Genomic DNA, 19,481 nt, shown 5'->3' with positions numbered 1-19,481 from the left:
CCATTGCCGACATCTACGAGCTCTCCCCCATGCAGGAGGCGATGCTCTTTCATGCCGTGCATTCGCCCGGCTCGAGAAGCAGCTTTAATCAGCTCGGTTGCCGCATCGTCGGTAGTCTCGACTCCGCGCTGTTTCGTGCGGCGTGGCAGCAGCTCGTCGATCGGCATCCGGTGATGCGCACGTCGTTCCACTGGGAGGAATTCGACAAGCCGATGCAGGTCGTGCACGCGCACGCCGCGCTACCGTGGGTCGAGGACGACTGGCGCGATCTCGCGGAAGACGAGCAGCACACGCGCTGGAGCGAGCATCTCGAGCGCGATCTGAGCGAAGGCTTTGCGCTCGATCGCGCACCGCTTGTGCGGTGCCGTCTCGTGCGGGTAGCGGACGAGACGCATCTGTTCAGCTGGAGTCATCATCACATCCTCGCCGATGGATGGTGCCTGTCGCTCGTCATCGAAGAGATCTTTCAGGTCTACGGTGCGCTCACGCAGGGCCTGCCGTCGGCGCTCCCGGCGGTGCGCCCGTATCGCGACTATATCCAGTGGCTCCAGCAACGCGAACCGCAGGCCGCGCGACACTACTGGACGCGTTACCTCGAAGGTTTTCACTCGCCGACTCCGCTGCCCACGGCGGCACGTGCAGAGGCAAGCGAGCGCTTTGGCCAGGGCCTCGCGCAGGTTCAGGCCGATCTGTCGGTCGATCTCAGCGCGCGCCTGCGGCAATTTGCAGCACGCCATCAGCTCACGCTCAACACGCTCGCTCAGGCGGCCTGGGCGCTCGTGCTGTCGCGCTACAGCGCGGAAACGGACGTGGTGTTCGGCGCTGTAGTCTCCGGTCGGGGCGCCAATCTGCCGGGTATCGAAAGCATGCTCGGCCTGTTCATCAACACGGTGCCGGTACGCGTGCGCGTCGACCCGCGGCAGCCGCTCGTGCCGTGGCTGAAGATGATCCAGGCGCGCGTCGCCTCGCGCGCGCCGTTCGAATACACCCCGCTGCCCGATATCCAGCGTTGCAGCGAAGTGCCGCTCACGACGCCGCTGTTCGAGAGCAACGTGACGTTCATGAACTACCCGCTCGACGAGTCGCTGACGCACGGCGCGCACGGTCTGGCGGTCGACGACGTACAGCTCTATAACCGTGCCGACATTCCGCTCGAATTCGTGGTGACGGCGCGCGACGACTGGAAGATGGAGCTGTCGTTCGATCCGCAGCGTTTCGATGAAGACACGATGCGGCGCATGCTCGGTCATGTGGCCGCGACACTCGACGCGTTCGAGGCCGATCCGAACCGTCTGCTCGGGCGCCTGCCGATGCTCTCCGAGGCCGAGCGTCATCAGCTTCTGGAAACGTTCAACGACACCGAGGTGCCGTTCGACGCCGAACTCACCGTCGTGCATCGGCTGGAACAGGCCGCCGCCGTCTACCCGGAACGACCGGCCGTCGAGTACCGCGATACTGTCCTGAGCGCAGGCGAGCTGAATGCGCGCGCCAACCGCACCGCGCACCGCCTGCTGGCCGCGGCGGAGCTAAAGCCCGACTCGCTCGTCGCCATCTGCATGCACCGCTCGGAGCGCCTGATGGAGGCGATTTTCGCCGTGTGGAAGTGCGGCGCGGCCTATATCCCGATCGACCCGAACTATCCGCCGAGCCGCATCCGCACGATCCTCGAAGACTCCGGCGCCGATGCGATCGTCACCTGCGACGGCCTGCTCCCCACCGATCTGGCCGCGCTCGCGCCGGTCGTGTACCTCGACGCCGACTACGCCGTCGACAACGAGATCGCCGATGCGTCCAACCCCGGCCGGCCTGTCTCGCCCGACAGCCTCGCCTACGTGATTTACACGTCCGGTTCGACCGGCAAGCCCAAAGGGGCGATGGTCGAGCACGCGGGCATGTTGAATCACATGCTCGCCGAGATCGACGAGTTTTCGCTGTCGCCCTCGTCGGTGATCGCGCAGACCGCGCCGCATTGCTTCGATATTTCGGTCTGGCAATTTTTCGCAGCACCGCTCGCCGGCGGCAAAACCGTGATCGTCGACGACGAGCTCGTGCGCGATCCCGCACGTTTCCTCGAGTATCTCGAAGCCACGAAGATCAGTCTTCTCGAACTGGTGCCTTCCTACCTGGCCGCCCTGCTCGAACGCGCGTCGGAACAGCCGGCGCTGCTGCGACACCTGCGAGACATTCTCGTCACCGGTGAGATGGTCAGCCCCGCGCTCGTCGCGCAGTGGTTCGAGGCGTTCCCCGACATCGCCATGGTCAACGCCTATGGTCCGGCCGAAGCCTCCGACGATATCGCGCAGCACAGCATGGATCGCGCGCCGACTACACCGTATGTGCCGGTCGGCAAGCCGATCCGCAATGTGCGTATCTATGTCGTCGATCCGCAGATGAATCTGTGTCCGATCGGCGTATCCGGCGAGCTGTGCGTGTCCGGCGTCGCGGTCGGTCGCGGCTATCTGAACAACGAAGCGCGCACACGCGAGACCTTCCTCGAAGATCCGTTCCATCCGCGGCGCGGTGTCCGCATGTATCGCACCGGCGACATCGGTTGCTATCTGGCCGACGGGACGATCCTGCTGCATGGACGCAAAGATCATCAACTGAAAATTCGCGGTTATCGCATCGAACTGGGCGAGATCGATAACGCACTGGCTGCCATTCCCGCCATCCGCCAGGCGGCTGCGCTCGATTACCGCGACGCAGGCGGCCGTGCCGCGCTGTGCGCCTATGTCGCCTTCCGCGAAGGCGTGTCGCTGAGCGACGCCGAGATCGCTGCGGCCCTGTCGACCACGCTGCCGGACTACATGGTGCCGGGCATCTATGTCGTGCTCGACTCGCTGCCGTTGAGCAGCAACGGCAAGATCGATCGCAAGTCGTTGCCGGCGCTCGACCGGTCGACGCTTGCTGCCGCCGGACCGGAACCGACGCTGCCGCGCAACGCCACCGAAACGCTGTTGTGCCGCATCTGGGGCGAGGCGCTCGGTATTCCGTCGCCGGGCATTCATGACAATATTTTTGCGCTGGGCGGCGACTCGATTCTCAGCATGCGCATCGTCTCGCTGGCGGCAAAAGCGGGCCTGAAAATCACGACGCGGCTGATCTTTCAGCATCCGACGGTTGCCGAACTCGCCGCTGTGGCGACCCACAGCGAAATCAAGGCGGCGGAGTTTGTCGCGGCTTCCGGTCCGCTGCCGTTGACGCCGATTCAGAAGCAGTTCTTCGCGCAGCGCAAAGTCGACCAGGACCAGTACAACCAGGCTGTGCTGCTCGAAGTTCCAGTGGATCTGGATGCAGGCTCGCTACGTCATGCGTTGCGGCACGCGGCACGCTGGCACGATGCGCTTCGGCTGCGCTTCCACGCCGGAGCATCCGATCCGTCCAGTTGGGTACAGGAGGTCGTCGACGATCAGGAGATTCCCGTCGGTGTGTTCGATATCGCGGCCGATCAACTCGAGCAGCATGTCGCGCAGTCTCATGCGAGCCTCGATCTCTTAAGTGGTCCGGTGTTGCGTGCGGATCTGTTCCGCCTCGATGGAGGGCGATCGGCGCGTCTGCTGCTGGTTGCGCATCACCTTGTGATCGACGGTGTGTCGTGGGGTGCGCTGCTCGAAACCGTGTACGAAGCCTATACCCGCCTGCGTAACGGCAATGCGCCCGAATTCGCCGGTAGTGGTTCGTCGTGGACCGCATGGACCCGCGCGATCTCGAACTGGGCCGGCTCAGGTGCCGCCGATGCCGATCTCGCGCACTGGCAGGCGCTCTCACATGCAACCGTGCCCGGTCTTCCGCTCGATCGCTCCGCTGCCGCCGACGCCAACTCCGTGTCGTCGGCCGAAACGATCGTGGTCGAACTCGGCGAAGCCGCGACCACGGCACTGCTCGGCGCCGCACCGCGTGCCTATGAAGCGCAGATCAACGATGTATTGCTTGCTGCGCTCGCGCGAGCCGTCAGTGACTGGAGCGGATCGGCCGAGGTGCTGCTCGATCTCGAAGCACACGGCCGCGAAGAAGTCACTACGGACCTCGACGTCTCGCGCACGGTCGGCTGGTTTACGTCCCTCTTCCCGGTCCTGCTGAAAGTCGAGGCGGAAGCGCACGATCCGGCTCGCCTCGTTGCGTCGATCACGGCGCAACTGCGCACCGTACCGTCGGCGGGTATCACTTACGGTCTGCTGCAGGATCGGCTTATCGGTGCGGCTCCGCAGTCCCAGTTGCTGTTCAACTACCTCGGGCAGACCGATCAGGTGTTCACCGGTGCGCGAGACTGGAAACAGGCGACCGAGGCAAGTGGCGATGGTCGCAATGCGGACCAGCAGCGCGAGCATCTGCTCGATATCAACGCCTACGTCACCGGCAACCGTCTGCATGTGGCCTGGGAGTTCAGCCGGGCCTTCCATGACACGGCCAACATCGAGCGCCTCGCGCAGGGCTATATCGCGGCGCTCGAATCGCTCGTCGCTGGGCATACGGCCCAGTCCGTCGCGGACCACCGCTCCGCTTCAGGTTCTTCTGTTGCAGATTACGCAGCGACCGGTCTGTCACCGGCCTCACTGCAGACGCTCATCACGAGCATCCCGGACGAGATCACCGACATCTACGCGCTGACGCCGACCCAGCAAGGCATGCTGTTCCACAGCCTGTACGAGCCGGAATCGGACGCGTATTTCAGCAGCCTCAATTTCCGTATCGACGGGGATCTCGATGTCGAACGGTTCCGCCGCGCGTGGGATGCGGTGATACACCGGCACGACATCTTGCGCACCTCGTTTCATTGGGAAGAAATCGAAAACCCGGTGCAGGTCGTGCATCGTCGCGTCGAATTGCCGTGGCATGAAGAAGATCTTCGCGCGGTCTCGGTCGTCGAGGCAGAGCAACGCTGGGACGCATATCTGACGCAAGACCGCGAACGCGGCTTCGACTTCACGCGGGCTCCGTTGACGCGCCTCGGACTCTTCCGCTTGGGTCCGCAGGCATGGCGTTTCTACTGGAGCCACCACCATATCCTGCTCGATGGCTGGAGTTCCGCGCTGCTTCTAAGCGAAGTAGTGGCCACCTATCAGGCCCTGCCCGACAACACGGGCGCAACGCGCGCCGCACCACCGGTTTTCCACGACTACGTGCGCTGGCTGGAACGCCAGGACCCTGCGGCCGCCGAGCATTTCTGGAAGACGAAGCTCGAAGATTTCCCCACGCCGACGCCGCTCGTGCTGGGACGCCCCGAACTCGATGGAACGGCGGCTCCTGGCACCTATGTGGAAGAACAGCTTCTGCTCTCCGCAGCCGATACGCGCAATCTCGTCGCGTTCGCGCAAACCAGTCGTGTCACGCTCAACACGATCGCCCAGGGCGTATGGGCCCAACTGCTGAGCCGCTACAGCGGCGAAACGGATGTGGTGTTCGGCACGATCGTCTCCGGTCGCCCGGCTTCGCTACCGGAGTCGGACCAGATGGTCGGGCTCTTCATCAACACGCTGCCGGTGCGCGTACGCATCGACCAACGCCCGACGTCCGCGTGGCTCGCGCAGTTGCAGATCGATCTCGCGCAGCAGGAGGACTATGCGCACTATCCGCTCGCCGAAATTCAGAAGTTCGCCGATCTGCCGCCGGGCGTGCCGCTGTTCCAGAGTCTGCTGATCTTCCAGAACTATCCGGTCGAGGAAGCGCTGGCCGATGCACTCGACGGCCTGCGGATCGGCGAATTCCAGATTGCCGATCCGAACAACTACCCGCTAACGCTGGTCGTGACACCGGGTGAATCGTTGTCGTTGCAGGTGCTGTACGACGATGGCCGGTTCGATCGCGACACGATCGTCCGGCTGCTGCGCCATGTCGAAACCCTGCTCATCGGCCTGACTTCTGCCGACGATCGTCCGAACGGCAGCATTCCGCTACTCACCGAAGCCGAGCGCAACGAAATCCTGCTCGACTGGAACGACACGTTCACGGCGATTCCTTCCGACAGGACGCTGCCTGAACTGATCGAGGCCGTGGCGGCCGCTCATCCTGAGCGCGTCGCCGTGCGCTACGGTACGGTGGTTCGTACCTATCGGGATCTCGTCGAAGGCGCCGATCGCATCGCGCGGCATCTTCTGCAAACGGCAGCGATCCAGCCCGACGACCGCATCGCCGTCTGGATGCCCCGCTCGGACCTGATGCTGGAAACCATTCTGGCCATCTGGAAGGTGGGTGCGGCCTACGTTCCCGTCGACCCCGCCTACCCTGCGCAACGTGTCGAGGCCATCCTCACGGCGGCTGAACCGATCATCATCGTCGCGAGAGACTGCGTGGCACCAGCGGCGCTGTCGTCGATCCCGATGATCGATCCCGCGCACCTGCCCGACGAACAGCACGCAGACGCGCCCTCGTTGCCTTGTTCCCGGCCCGCGAACCTCGCGTATGTGATCTTCACCTCGGGTTCGACCGGCAAGCCGAAGGGCGCCATGGTCGAACATCGCGGCATGCTGAATCACGTGCTCGCGATGGCGCGTCGTGTCGAACTCGGCGCGCACAGTGCGGTTGCGCAAACCGCTTCTCATTGCTCCGACATCTCCGTCTGGCAATGCTTCGCTGCGCTCGTGTCGGGCGCCACCACGGTGATCTATCCCGATGCCGTCATCCTCGAGCCCACGCTCCTGATCGACAGTCTGCATCGTGACCGCATCACGGCGATGCAATTCGTCCCGTCCTATCTGGCGACCTTTCTCGTCGAACTGGAACGCCACGCGCTGCCGACCTTCCAGCACCTCGACACGCTGGTAACGATCGGCGAGACCTTGCAGGTGTCCTCCGCACAGGTCTGGTTCCACCTGAATCCGACGGTCCGGCTCATCAACGCCTATGGGCCGACCGAAGCGTCCGACTCCGTCGCGCACTACACGATGGAACGTGCCCCGAACCTGCCTGCGATTCCGATCGGCAAACCGATCGCCAACCTGCGCCTCTACGTCGTGGACGCGGACATGAATCTCTGTCCGGTCGGCGTCAAGGGCGAGATCTGCATCGCGGGAACCGGGGTTGGGCGCGGCTATCTGTTCGACGAAAAACGCACCAAGGCCGTGTTCCGCGACGATCCGTTCAGCACGGAACCCGGCGCACGGCTGTATCACACGGGAGACATAGGCTGCTTCGGGTCGGACGGCAATATTCACTTCTTCGGACGCCGCGACTTCCAGGTCAAGGTCCGCGGATATCGCATCGAGCTTGGCGACATCGAAGCGGCGTTGACCAGTCTTGCAGGCATCTCCAATGCCGTCGTAGTCGCACGTGAGGGCACAGGCGGCGACAAATACCTGTGCGGCTACGCATCGGGAACCGGTTGGACATCCGCGCTTCTGCGTGAGGCGTTGCGCGAAAAACTGCCGGCCCACATGGTGCCCGACTTCGTGATGCTGCTGCCGGCCCTGCCCGTTACGCCCAACGGCAAGATCAATCGCGCTGCGCTGCCGCTTCCGGATACCTCCTACGTACCCGAAGCCGTGTCGGCCGAACCCCAGACACCGACCGAAGCGGCGCTACTGCGCATCTTCGCCGAAGTGCTCGGACGGCAGCCGAACGGCATCGACGACAACTTCTTCGAGCAAGGCGGCCAGAGCATCAAGGCGATCCAGATGGTGAGCCGGATCAGGCGCGAACTGAAACTGGGCGTCGCGATCGTCGATATCTTCCATGCGCCGACGCCGCGCGAGCTTGCGAAGAAGCTGGTTGGCACAACGACCGTCGATGCCGAGGAAATCATCCCGGCGCTTCCCGCGCAACCGTCGTACGCGGTGTCGAGTGCCCAGAAGCGCATCTGGCTTGCGAGCCGCAGCGCCGATCCGTCGACGTACAACATGGCCGGTGCGCTGCAACTAAACGGCGCGATCGATACCGAGCGCCTTGTCCGTGCGTTCGATGCGCTGGTCGATCGGCATGAGAGCTTGCGCACAGTGTTTGCGATGATCGAAGGCAGTCTCCGGCAACGCGTGCTGACGCGCGCGGAATCCGGCTTCCGGGTCGAGCAGATGCAGTTCGCGCAGGAAACTTCGACGGAGGAAATCGACCGGCTAATCCGCACGGAAGCGGAGCAACCGTTCGATCTCGCCGCAGGCCCCCTGCTGCGCGTCAAGCTGATCCGGCTCTCGTCGGTGCAGCATCTGCTGTTGCTGAACATGCACCACGTGATATCGGATGCGTGGTCGATCCGCGTTCTAACCGACGATCTGCATGCGCTGTATGCCGGTCGCGATCTGCCGGCGCTCACCATCCAGTACCGCGACTACGCCGCCTGGCACAATGCGCATCTGGAAAGTCCGCGCGCGGCCGCGCATCGCGACTACTGGCTCGAGAAGCTCGCGGCGCCGGTACCGCGCCTGCAACTGGCACTCGATTACCCGCGTCCCGAGCGACTCAGCCATACCGGACAGACACTCGATCTGCCACTGTCGGACACCCAGCTTGCCGGACTCGCGGAGCTGGCGCGCGCTCGCCATACCTCGACCTACTCCGTCATCCTGGCCTCGTTCTGCGTGCTGCTGCATCGCTATACGGGACGTGAGGATATCGTGATCGGCAGCGTGTCGGCCGGGCGCGACAGTGAGCAGCTCGAAGCGCAGATCGGGGTGTTTCTCAACACCGTTGTATTGCGTGTGCCGCTGCACAAATCCGCAACAGTGAACGAGGTGATCGACGCTGTTTCGAAAGCGTCTACGGAAGCCATCGAGCACGCGTCTTATCCGTTCGATCTGCTGCTGGAAGATCTGAAGGTACGCACGCCGGCGAATCACTTCCCGTTCTTCGATATCCAGGCGAACTACATCTCTGTACCGCCGGCGCGGCAGGATCTCCAGATCGCCGACATCTCGCAGACGGACACGACGGCGAAGTTCGATCTGTCCTTCCAGATCGTCGAGAGCGAAGGCAAGCACCTGATCCAGTTTATCTACAACACCCGCCTGTTCCGTCCCGCGACCATCGCCGCGATGCGCGATCGACTGCTCGACATACAGGAAGTCTTCCGGCGCGATCCGGACACGCCTGTCGATCGTATTGCGCTCTCCAGCAATGCGCCCGCCGCCAGCCCACGGGTTCGTGTCGGTCTTCGTCTGAAGACCGCACCCGAGCCCACCGCCGACGACGCGCTCGAGGAGAAAACATGATGCGGGCCGGTGCAGTGGGTTTCACGTTGCTTTGGGTGAACACAACGTCTCAAGGAGTTTTCTGTGCAAGACAATAACGTCCTGGTCACCGACCGTCGCTTTGAGCAAACCGCGACTTTCTGGCGCGAGTGTTTGTCTCTGGTTACGGGCGTTTATCGTATTTCGCCGCATGCATCTAACGCTTCGGGTGCTTCAGGTACGCAACAGGGTGGCCTGCTATCGCGCACGGTGTCGCTCACGCCTGCTTCGCTTGAGGTGTTGAGAAGCATCGCCGACGGCGAGCTTGCCGAGTTTGCGATCACGGCCGCCGCCGTCGCGCTGCTGCTGTGGAAATACTTCCGTATCCCCGTCACGGTGCTTGGCACGCCGGGGCTTGGCGAACATGCACCGGCCGCTGCGACCACCGTTCCGCTGATCATCGAGGTACGTCCCGACGAACGCATCGAGGACTATCTGTCGCGCGTGGCCGGGATCGTGGAGGACAGCTACGCCGAGCCGCATTTCCCGCTCGCAACGCTCGTGCGCAACGAAAAGGATATGGACCTCACGCAGCTCACGAAGGTCTCGCTGGCGGATGAACGGGTGCACGACGCCCTGACGCGGCAAGACGACGATTTGCAGTTGCACTTGCGGCTCGCGCACGGCGAAATCGAAATCCGTTACTCCGGCACGATCGAGCCTGTGTTGCTCGACGGTTTTGCCGGCAGTCTCGACACGGTTCTGCACGGATTCGAACACCTTCAGAAGACGGTCGATGAAATCGACTCGACCCCGCCCGAAGAGCAACGCACGCTGGCTGCCTTCAACGAAACCGCGACGCCCGGCCCGAGCCACCCCACGGTCGTCGCGATGTTCGAAGCGCAGGTCGCTCGCACGCCGTCGGCGCCGGCGCTCGTCACCGACAGTTCGCTCATGACCTACGCGGACCTGAACGCGAAGGCCAACAGCCTCGCGCATCAGTTGCGCAGCAACTATGGCGTCGGACCGGAATCGCTGATCGGCATCATGCTCGACCGCTCCGAACTGATGATCGTGGCGATTCTGGGTGTGTTGAAGGCGGGCGCTGCGTTCGTACCGCTCGACCCGGCATACCCGGCCGAACGGATCAATCACATCCTGAGCGATACCGGTTTGTCGCTGCTCGTGACGCAATCGGGTCAACTGACGCAGTGGTACGAATTCTCCGGCATCACCCTGTTGCTCGACCAGGAGCTTCCGCGCTGGAAGCCGTTGCCGGCCAATCCGTCTTACACCGCGTTGCCGGAGCAGCTCGCTTACGTGATCTACACGTCGGGTTCGACCGGGCGGCCGAAAGGTTGTCTGCTCGAACACCGTAATCTCGCCCACTACATCTCCTGGGCCACGCAGTACTACTTCCCCGACGGCGCGTCCGGCAGCTTCGGCCTGTATAGCTCGCTGTGCTTCGACTTCACGCTGACCAACGTCTTCTGCCCGCTCGTGCGCGGAAAAACGCTGCGCATCTATCCGCAGTCGGACAGCATCGACACGATACTCTCGAGGGCGTTCCAGCCCGGTAGCGGCGTCGATACGCTCAAGCTCACGCCGACCCACATTCACCTGCTGGAGTACATGAACCTTGCCCGCTCCGGCGTGCGCAAGGTGATCGTGGGTGGCGAAGAGCTGACGTCGCAGCACATCGCGATTCTGCGCAAGATCGACCCTGCGATCGAGATCTATAACGAGTACGGCCCCACCGAGGCGACGGTCGGTTGCATCGTGAAACTCGTCGACGACGAGGCTTCTTCGGTGCTAATCGGGCGGCCTATTGCCAACACACGTGTGTACATTCTCGACGAAGCACTGAAGCCGGTTCCCATCGGTGTGGCGGGAGAAATCTGCGTGGCGGGTCACGGCCTCGCGCGTGGATATCACAACCGCCCCGACGTCACGGCCGCGAAATTTGTCGAGAACCCTTTCGCCGGAGAGCAGCGCATCTATCGCACCGGCGATATCGGCCGGTGGCTGCCCGACGGGCAGATCCAGTGCTACGGACGCATCGACGATCAGGTCAAGATACGCGGACACCGCGTCGAACCGGGCGAGATCGAAGCCGCAATCGCCACGCATACCGATGTCGTCGGCGCAGCGGTCATGCTGCGCGAAACGGCGCATGGGGTGCGCAAGCTGGCCGCCTATGTCAAGGGCACGCCGGACCTGAGCGTGGCGGACCTGCGGACCTTCCTCGCCGGCAAGCTGCCCGACTACATGGTCCCGTCGGATTTTTTCCTGATCGCCGAATTTCCGCTCAATGCCAACGGCAAACTCGATCGCCGGGCGCTGCTCGCGATCGAACCCACTGCGGCAGCCGATGCAGCCGACACCCTCGATCTCGATGCCACACCGATCCAGCTAGAACTGGTGCGCATCTGGCGCGAGGTGCTCGACAATCCGGCCATCGATCTGACCGGCCGCTTCTTCGACTACGGCGGCGATTCGCTGCAGGCCATGCAGCTCGTCTCGCGAATCTGGAGCAGTTTCTCCGTCGAGATCGGCATCGATGCGATCTTCGAACTGCAGACTGTGAGCGCGGTTTCCGATCTGATCGAAGCATCGTCGCCGCTGTCCGGTTCGATGGCCGGCAACATCCAGCCGTCATCGCGCACCGACGACCTGCCGCTGTCGTTTCCGCAGCAGCGCCTGTGGTTCCTCGCGCAACTGGAAGGTCCGTCGGCCGCCTATAACATTTCGAGCGCGCTGCGTTTCGAAGGCGCGCTGGACGTGCAGCGTCTGCAGGCGGCCGTGTCCGAAATCAGCCGACGTCATGAGATTCTGCGCACGACGTTCCCTGCTATCGACGGTCGCGGCGTGCAACGCATCGCGGCGCCGGCGCCGGTCACGCTCGCCGTGGTCGATATCGCCAGCGAGTCCGACTCGCTCACGCTACTCGCCGAGGAAACCGACCGCCCCTTCGATCTCGCCACCGGACCGCTGTATCGCGCCGTGCTGTATCGCGTCCGTGAAGACCTGCATATCTTCGGTGTCGTGATGCATCACATCATTTCGGATGCGTGGTCGTCGGGCATTCTCATCGGCGAGCTGGCCGCGCTCTACGACGGCCAGTCCCTGCCCGATCTGGCCGTGCAGTACGCGGACTACGCCGTCTGGCAGCACGAACGACTCGCCTCCGCCGACACGCATCAGGAGCTCGCGCTTCTGAGCGCATCGCTGGCCGATGCGCCCGATCTGATCGAGCTGCCCACCGACCGTCCGCGGCCCGCGATCCAGAGCTTCCGCGGCTCGGTGCTGCCGTTCCAGCTGGAAGGCGCCCTCGCCGATCGCCTGCGCTCTATCGCCCATGCTTCCGGCACCAGCACGTATATGGTCGTGCTCGCCGCGTACTCGCTGCTGCTCTCGCGCTACAGCAATCAGCAGGATATCGTCGTCGGCTCGCCGATCGCCAACCGGCGCTCGAGCATGACCGAGCCGCTGATTGGCTTCTTTGCCAACACCCTCGCGTTGCGCGTGGACCTGTCCGGCAATCCGACTTTCGATGAGTTGCTGGCGCGCGTTAAGCGTGTTGCGCTGGACGGTTACAGCCGCCAGGAGATTCCGTTCGAGCAGGTGGTGGAGTCGCTCAAGCTCGAGCGCAATCTGGGCCGCACGCCGATTTTCCAGGTGATGTTCGCCTACGAGAAAGTGCCGGCCAATGGGCCGACCTTTCCTGGCCTGAGCGTCACGCCGGTGTCGGTGGAGACCTTCACCGCGAAGTTCGACCTCACGCTCTATATGCAGGATTCCGACAGCGGACTCGCGGGCGCGCTGGAATACAACACGGATCTGTTCGACGCCGCCACGATCGAGCGGATGGCACAACACTTCCGCAATCTTCTCGATGCGGTGGTCGAGGGTTCGAATCAGCCGCTTAACGGGCTCTCGTTGTTGAGCGATGCGGAACGCGACGTGCTAACGGTCGAGTGGAACAGCACCGGGACGGATTTCGGCGCGGACGCCGAACAACCGTTGCATCGTTTGTTCGAGCAGCAGGTCGAGCGCACACCCGAAGCCATCGCTGCTGTCTACGAGGGTGCGTCGCTGACCTATGCCGAACTCAACGTTCGTGCCAATCGCCTGGCGCATCGCCTTATCGAACTCGGCGTCGTGCCCGATGCGCTCGTCGGTGTGTCGATGGAACGTTCGCTCGACATGATCGTCGCCCTGCTCGCGGTGCTCAAGGCAGGCGGCGCTTACGTCCCCGTCGATCCCGACTACCCCGCCGATCGCGTGCGATTCATGATCGATAACGCGCAACTGCGCTGGCTTCTCACGCAGCAGCATCTGCTGCCGGTGTTGCCTGAGATCGAGGCGCAGTTGATTGTGGTTGATCGCGATGCGGCCGAGATTGCGGCGGCTAAAGCGACCAATCCCGCGCCAGCGCTCACCAGCGACAACCTCGCCTACATGATCTACACCTCCGGCTCGACCGGCAGGCCCAAAGGCGCGCTCAACGCCCACCGCGCAGTCACGAACCGTATTCTCTGGATTCAACACGCGCACGCCATCGGCGCCGGCGACAGCGTCCTGCAGAAAACGCCGTTCAGCTTCGACGTGTCGGTGTGGGAATTCTTCTGGCCGCTCGCCGCCGGTGCCCGTCTGGTATTCGCGCGACCGGGTGGCCAGCGCGAGGCCGACTATCTGATCGACCTGATCGAGCGCGAGCAGATCACCACCGCGCACTTCGTGCCTTCGATGCTGCGCGCGTTCCTCGATCATCCGGACGTCGAGCGTTGCACGTCGCTGCGCCGCGTGGTTTGCAGCGGCGAGGCGTTACCGTTCGATCTGCAGCAGCGTTTCTTCGAGCGCCTGGATGCGAGGCTGTTCAACCTCTATGGCCCCACCGAGGCCGCCGTCGAAGTCAGCGTCTGGGAGTGCCGTCGCGACGACCCGCAAGGCATCGTCCCGATCGGGAAGCCGATTGCCAATGCGCGCCTCTATATCGTCGATGCGCAGATGCAACCGGTACCGGTCGGCATTGCGGGCGAACTGATGATCGGCGGTGTGCCGGTTGGGCGCGGCTATTACGGCGACCCCGAACTGAGCGCCGCGAAGTTTATCGCCGATCCGTTCTCCAGCAATCCGCAGGATCGGCTCTATCGCACCGGCGATCTCTCGCGTTTCCGACCCGATGGCAACATCGAGTTCCTTGGCCGCATCGATCATCAGATCAAGCTGCGCGGTTTTCGCATCGAACTCGGTGAAATCGAGGGAACGCTGCGCAAGCATCCGGCGGTCGGCGACTGTGTCGTGATCGCAAAGATCGACGGTCCGCGGACGTCGCTGATCGCCTATGTCGCGACTTCATTGTCGGACACGTCCGGGTTGCGCGGCTATCTGCGCGAACACCTGCCCAGCTACATGGTGCCTTCGACGTTCGTCGCACTTGAATCGCTGCCGCTGCTTCCCAACGGCAAGATCAACCGCAAGGCGCTGCCGGTTCCCGCCGAAATCGTCGACGATACTCACACCGACGCGCCTGCCGTCACGCCGCGGGAAGTGCTGCTGTCGTCGATCTGGAAAGACGTGCTGCAACTGTCGTCGATCGGTATCCACGACAACTTTTTCGAACTCGGTGGTGATTCGATCCTGAGCATTCAGGTTGTCTCGCGCGCCAACCAGGCTGGGCTGCGCATTACGGCGAAGCAGCTGTTCCAGTATCAGACGATCGCCGAACTAGCGGGCGCGCGTGATGAACGCAGCGCATATGCATCGACGGTCGATCCGCTCGGAGACGCGCCGCTTACGCCGGTCCAGCACTGGTTCTTCGATCAGGATGTCGATACGCCGTCGCACTTCAATCAAACGGTCCTGATTCAGGTGCCGGCCGATATCGACGAATCGCGGCTCGCCGATGCGATCCAGCAGGTCTACGAACACCATGACGCGTTGCGCCTGCGGTTCTCGCGCAGCACGGGCTACTGGACCCAGACGGTTGTCGGCGGCGGCGACAAGCCGGCTCTCTTCGCGAAGCAAGCGATAACCGCCGACGCCGCCGATGACCGTATCGCAGCGATGCGTGCCGCCGCGGCCGACGCCGAACGTGGCATCGATATCGAACGTGGCCCGTTGCTGGCCGCCCGTCTTTTCAGCTTCACCGACGAGCCGCTCGCCCGTCTGTTCGTATCGATTCATCACCTTGCGGTGGACGGTGTCTCGTGGCGCGTGCTGCTCGAAGATCTGCATGCTGCGTACCACGGCCAGCCGCTGTCGGAGAAGACGACGTCGTTCCGCGAATGGGCGCTGCATCTGCAGCAACTGGCGCAATCGCCGGCTATCGGTAACGAAGCCGGACTCTGGCAGGAGATCCTCTCGCAGAAGATCGAACCGATGCCGGTCGATTATCCGGCTGCGCGTGCGGCCAACTATGTCGGCAACACGGCGACCGTTTCGTTCGAGCTGGACGAAGCCGAAACCACCGCGTTGCTGCGCCGCTTGCCGCAGGCCTACGACACCCGCATCAATGACGTCCTGCTCGCCGCGCTCGCGCAAGCCTGCAGCATGGTCACGGGTAACTCGCGCACGCAGATCGATCTCGAGAGTCATGGCCGCCACGTGTCGGACGCGCCGATCGACCTCACGAGGACCGTAGGCTGGTTCACCTCGATTTACCCCGTCGTGCTCGAAATCGCCGCCGTGCAAACACCGGAGGAAGCGCTGCGCGCCGCACGGCAACAGCTACGCCGCATTCCGAACGAAGGTCTCGGTTATTCGCTGCTGCGCTACCTGAGTCCCGACGACGCCGTACGCGACAGCTTCGCCCAACTGCCGGGCGCCGACATCCTCTTCAACTATCACGGGCAGCTCGATACGGTGTTGCAGCGATCGGATGGCTGGAACCCGGCGACCGAAGACCTCGGTTCACTACGCTCCGACAAATCGCTGCGCACGCATCTGTTCGAGATCGTTGCTTCGGTGTCCAACGGCAAGCTCCAGGTGGACTGGATCTACGGTGAGCGTATCCATCGACGCCAGACCGTGCAGAACCTGGCCGCACACTTCAAGGACCGTTTGCTCGACTTCGTGGCGTCCGTTCCCGACACGGTTGCGGCGGGCTGGGACAACGTCGAAGACAGCTATGCGCTCTCTTCGCTGCAACAGGGTCTACTGTTCCATACGCTGTACGACCTCGATCCTGCCGCTTACTTCCAGCAGTTCAGTTTCTCCGTCAGCGGTGCGCTCCAGGTTGCAGCGCTCAAGCAAGCGTGGACGAATGCGCTCGAGCGCCATGCGATCCTGCGTACCGCATTTGTCTGGGCCGATCGCGATCAGCCGGTGCAGACCGTCTTGCGCAACGTCGAGCTGACGTGGGAGTCGCACGACTGGCGATCGCGCAATGCGTCCCGTCGCGACGATGACTTCGATGCGTTCCTCGCCGAGGACCGGCGACGCGGCTTCGACTTGCAGCAGGCACCGCTATTTCGCTGCACGCTGATTCAGGAAACCGAGCAGCGCCATCGCTTCTGCTGGAGCGGGCATCACATCATTCTCGACGGCTGGAGCACCGCCACGCTGATGAAGGAGGTCTTCGAGGACTATGTTTCGCTTGCCCGCACCGGCGTACCCGCCGTGGCGGCGTCGGCTCCGGGCTACCGCCGGTATATCGACTGGCTCTCGCGTCACCCGCGTTCGGCGGATGAATCGTGGTGGCGTAACGAGCTGGCGGGCTTCCGTGCCGCGACGCCGATCCTTGTGGACGCCAATGCGGGCAAGCAAGCCGCCGGCGACGCTCCGCGGCAAGACAAGCGGCGCGAACAACACTTCCTGCTGGACGAGGCACTGACCACGCGGTTGCAGGCGCTGATGCGATCCAATCGCCTCACGCTCAACGTTTTGATGCGCGCGGTCTGGGCTCTGGTGCTGCGCCGCTATTCGAAAACCGACGATGTCGTGTTCGGCGTCACCGTGTCCGGCCGGCCGGCGACGCTCGACGGTGTCGAATCGATCGTGGGGCTGTTTATCAATACGCTGCCGTTCCGCGTGCGTATCGCGCCGCAGCGCCCGTTCACCGAATGGCTTGCGACGGTCCACACAGCGCAGACGGAGATGGAGCCGCATTCGTATAGCTCGCTCGTCGATATCCAGAAGTGGAGCGAACTGCCTGCTCGCGACAGTCTGTTCGACAGCCTGCTGGTGTTCGAAAACTTCCCGGTTGCCGCCGCGCCCGATCTCGGACCGGATGAAATCGAAATCCACGACACGCGCGCTTTCGCGGAATCGAATTACCCGCTGACGTTGACCGTGCATCCGGATACGCGCCTCGCGTTCCGCATTTCCCACGATGCGAACCGTTTTGCGCCGGACGTGGTGCGGCAGATGCTCGATTACATCCGTGGGTTGCTGGAACGGTTCGCTGAAGATCCGGTGCAGCTTACCGGTAGTCTCGCCGATGCTCTGGTGTCAGATGATGGTGGTCGTAACGACTCCGACTCCAGGTCCGACTCTCGCTCCAGCAGCAAGCCGGATTCAAGCACTGCAACCGGCGAACCTGGCGCACAACCGGACACTGCTGTTGCATCCACAACCGCACGCGGCGTCGCCCCTACGCCGGACGAAAGCACGTTGCTCAAGATCTGGCAGATGGTCTTCGAAAGAAAGGACATCAAGCTCACCGACAACTACTTCGACCTCGGCGGACACTCCATCACTGCGATCCGGCTGATGGCCAACGTCGAGAAAGCATTCGATCGCCGGCTGCCGATTTCCTATCTCTTCGAGAATCCCACGATCGAGAAACTGGCAGCAGCACTCGGCAAGAAAGATTCGTCCGCGACTTCCGGTGGGCTCGTGCCGATCAGGGACGGCGGTCCCGCTGCGCCGCTCTTCCTGCTGCCGGGCGCCGGCGGCAACGTGATCTACTTCCGCCCGCTCGCGAACAGCCTCGTCGACACACATGCTGTGTACGGGCTGGAAGCGCTCGGCCTCGATGGTTCGTGCCTGCCGCTCACCAAGGTCGAAGACATCGCGGCGCGTCATATCGAACGCATCTGGCCGCTGGTCGGCGCGGGCCCCTACTACCTGGCGGGCCACTCGTTCGGCGCGCAGGTGGCGCTGGAAATGAGCCGGCAACTCGTCGCCAAGGGCGCTACCGTGAAACTGCTGGCGATCTTCGATGCGTCCGCGCCGGTCGTCACCACGGGCGAAACCTACTGGCACAACTGGGACGACACCGAGTGGCTCGTCGCGATCGCGCACGAGATCAGCACCTTCCTCGGAACCGACCTCCAGGTGACGCGCGCAGATCTTGTGGACCTCGATCCCGACAGCCAGGCTGGACTGATCCTCGAGAGAATCGGTGACCGCGGTAACTGGTTTGCCGATACGGGATCGGACCGCCTGCGCGCTTATCTGCGCGTCTACCAGGCCAATTTCAAATCGGACTACGCACCCGCAGCAGAACCGCTGCCCGTACCGATCACGTTGTTCCGTAGTACCGAGCGCGATCCTGGCGATTTCGATCCGTCGCCCGAAGTCGCACAGCTGCATCTCGATCCGACCTGGGGATGGTCCGGTTTCTCGACACTCCCGGTCGAGGTAGTCGACGTACCCGGCGACCACCTGACCATGCTGCTCGATCCGCACGCGAGCGTCCTTGCAACCCATGTCAATCAGTCTCTGGAGAAGAATCGCCAATGAAAGCCACGCCGACAATCGATAACTCCTTCGCTCGCAAGGTCTGCATCAATCTGGACCGGCGGCCCGACCGCTGGGAAGCCATGCAACAGAAGTTTGCGGAGCAGAACATCCTCACGGTGGAACGTCTGTCCGCCGTCGATGCAAAGCTCGTTCCCGTGCCGGAAGCGCTGAGCCATATGCGTCCGCAGGATTTCGGCTGCACCATGAGTCACCTCAATGCAGTGAAAGAGGCCAAGGCCGCCGGCGCGAGCGAAGTCATGATCTTCGAAGACGACGCGTTCTTCGACGCCGACTTCGCCACGCGCTTTCCGGAATTCATCGAGCAGGTGCCGGACGACTGGCACATGCTGTTCCTCGGTGCGTATCACTTCGCCCAGCCGATCCCGGTCGCACCCAACATCGTCAAAACCGTGGAGACGCTCACGGCGCACGCCTATGTCGTCAGAGACACGCTTTACGACGCATTCATCGCGCTGAACGAAAACCCGCCGGCCATCGTCGACCGCAACAACCTGCTCCTGCAGCAGAAATTCAATTGCTATTGCTTTGAACCGAATCTGGTCGGTCAGGAGTCCGGTTACTCCGACATCATGGAAGAGGACATGCCGGAGAAGCCACTTGCTTATCCGTTTCCGATTCCTAATGGTGGTAACGGCTGGTAGCGCCAGGGGACACCCGCCGAAGTCAACCGGCCGG

The 19,481-nt window shown here is 63.1% G+C and carries 3 protein-coding genes; all 3 read left to right on the top strand.

Features of this window, described 5'->3' with window-relative positions:
* Nucleotides 1-29 precede the first annotated feature (29 nt).
* Nucleotides 30-9,137 (top strand): non-ribosomal peptide synthetase, encoded by a 9,108-nt coding sequence (locus FNZ07_RS22600; protein ID WP_245811659.1) that lies wholly within the window; start codon nucleotides 30-32, stop codon nucleotides 9,135-9,137.
* 63 nt (nucleotides 9,138-9,200) lie between these two features.
* The gene (locus tag FNZ07_RS22595) at nucleotides 9,201-18,785 is read left to right on the top strand and encodes a non-ribosomal peptide synthetase (protein ID WP_091016596.1); all 9,585 of its coding nucleotides are present in this window, start codon (nucleotides 9,201-9,203) and stop codon (nucleotides 18,783-18,785) included.
* Nucleotides 18,782-19,447, top strand: coding sequence for a glycosyltransferase family 25 protein (locus FNZ07_RS22590; RefSeq protein ID WP_091016594.1), 666 nt, complete (start codon nucleotides 18,782-18,784; stop codon nucleotides 19,445-19,447). Before FNZ07_RS22595 ends, FNZ07_RS22590 begins: the two co-directional genes overlap by 4 nt.
* Nucleotides 19,448-19,481 lie beyond the last annotated feature (34 nt).

It is taken from the genome of Paraburkholderia megapolitana (assembly GCF_007556815.1).
Taxonomy (GTDB): Bacteria; Pseudomonadota; Gammaproteobacteria; order Burkholderiales; family Burkholderiaceae; genus Paraburkholderia; species Paraburkholderia megapolitana.
This window is presented reverse-complemented; position numbering and strand designations above follow the sequence as displayed.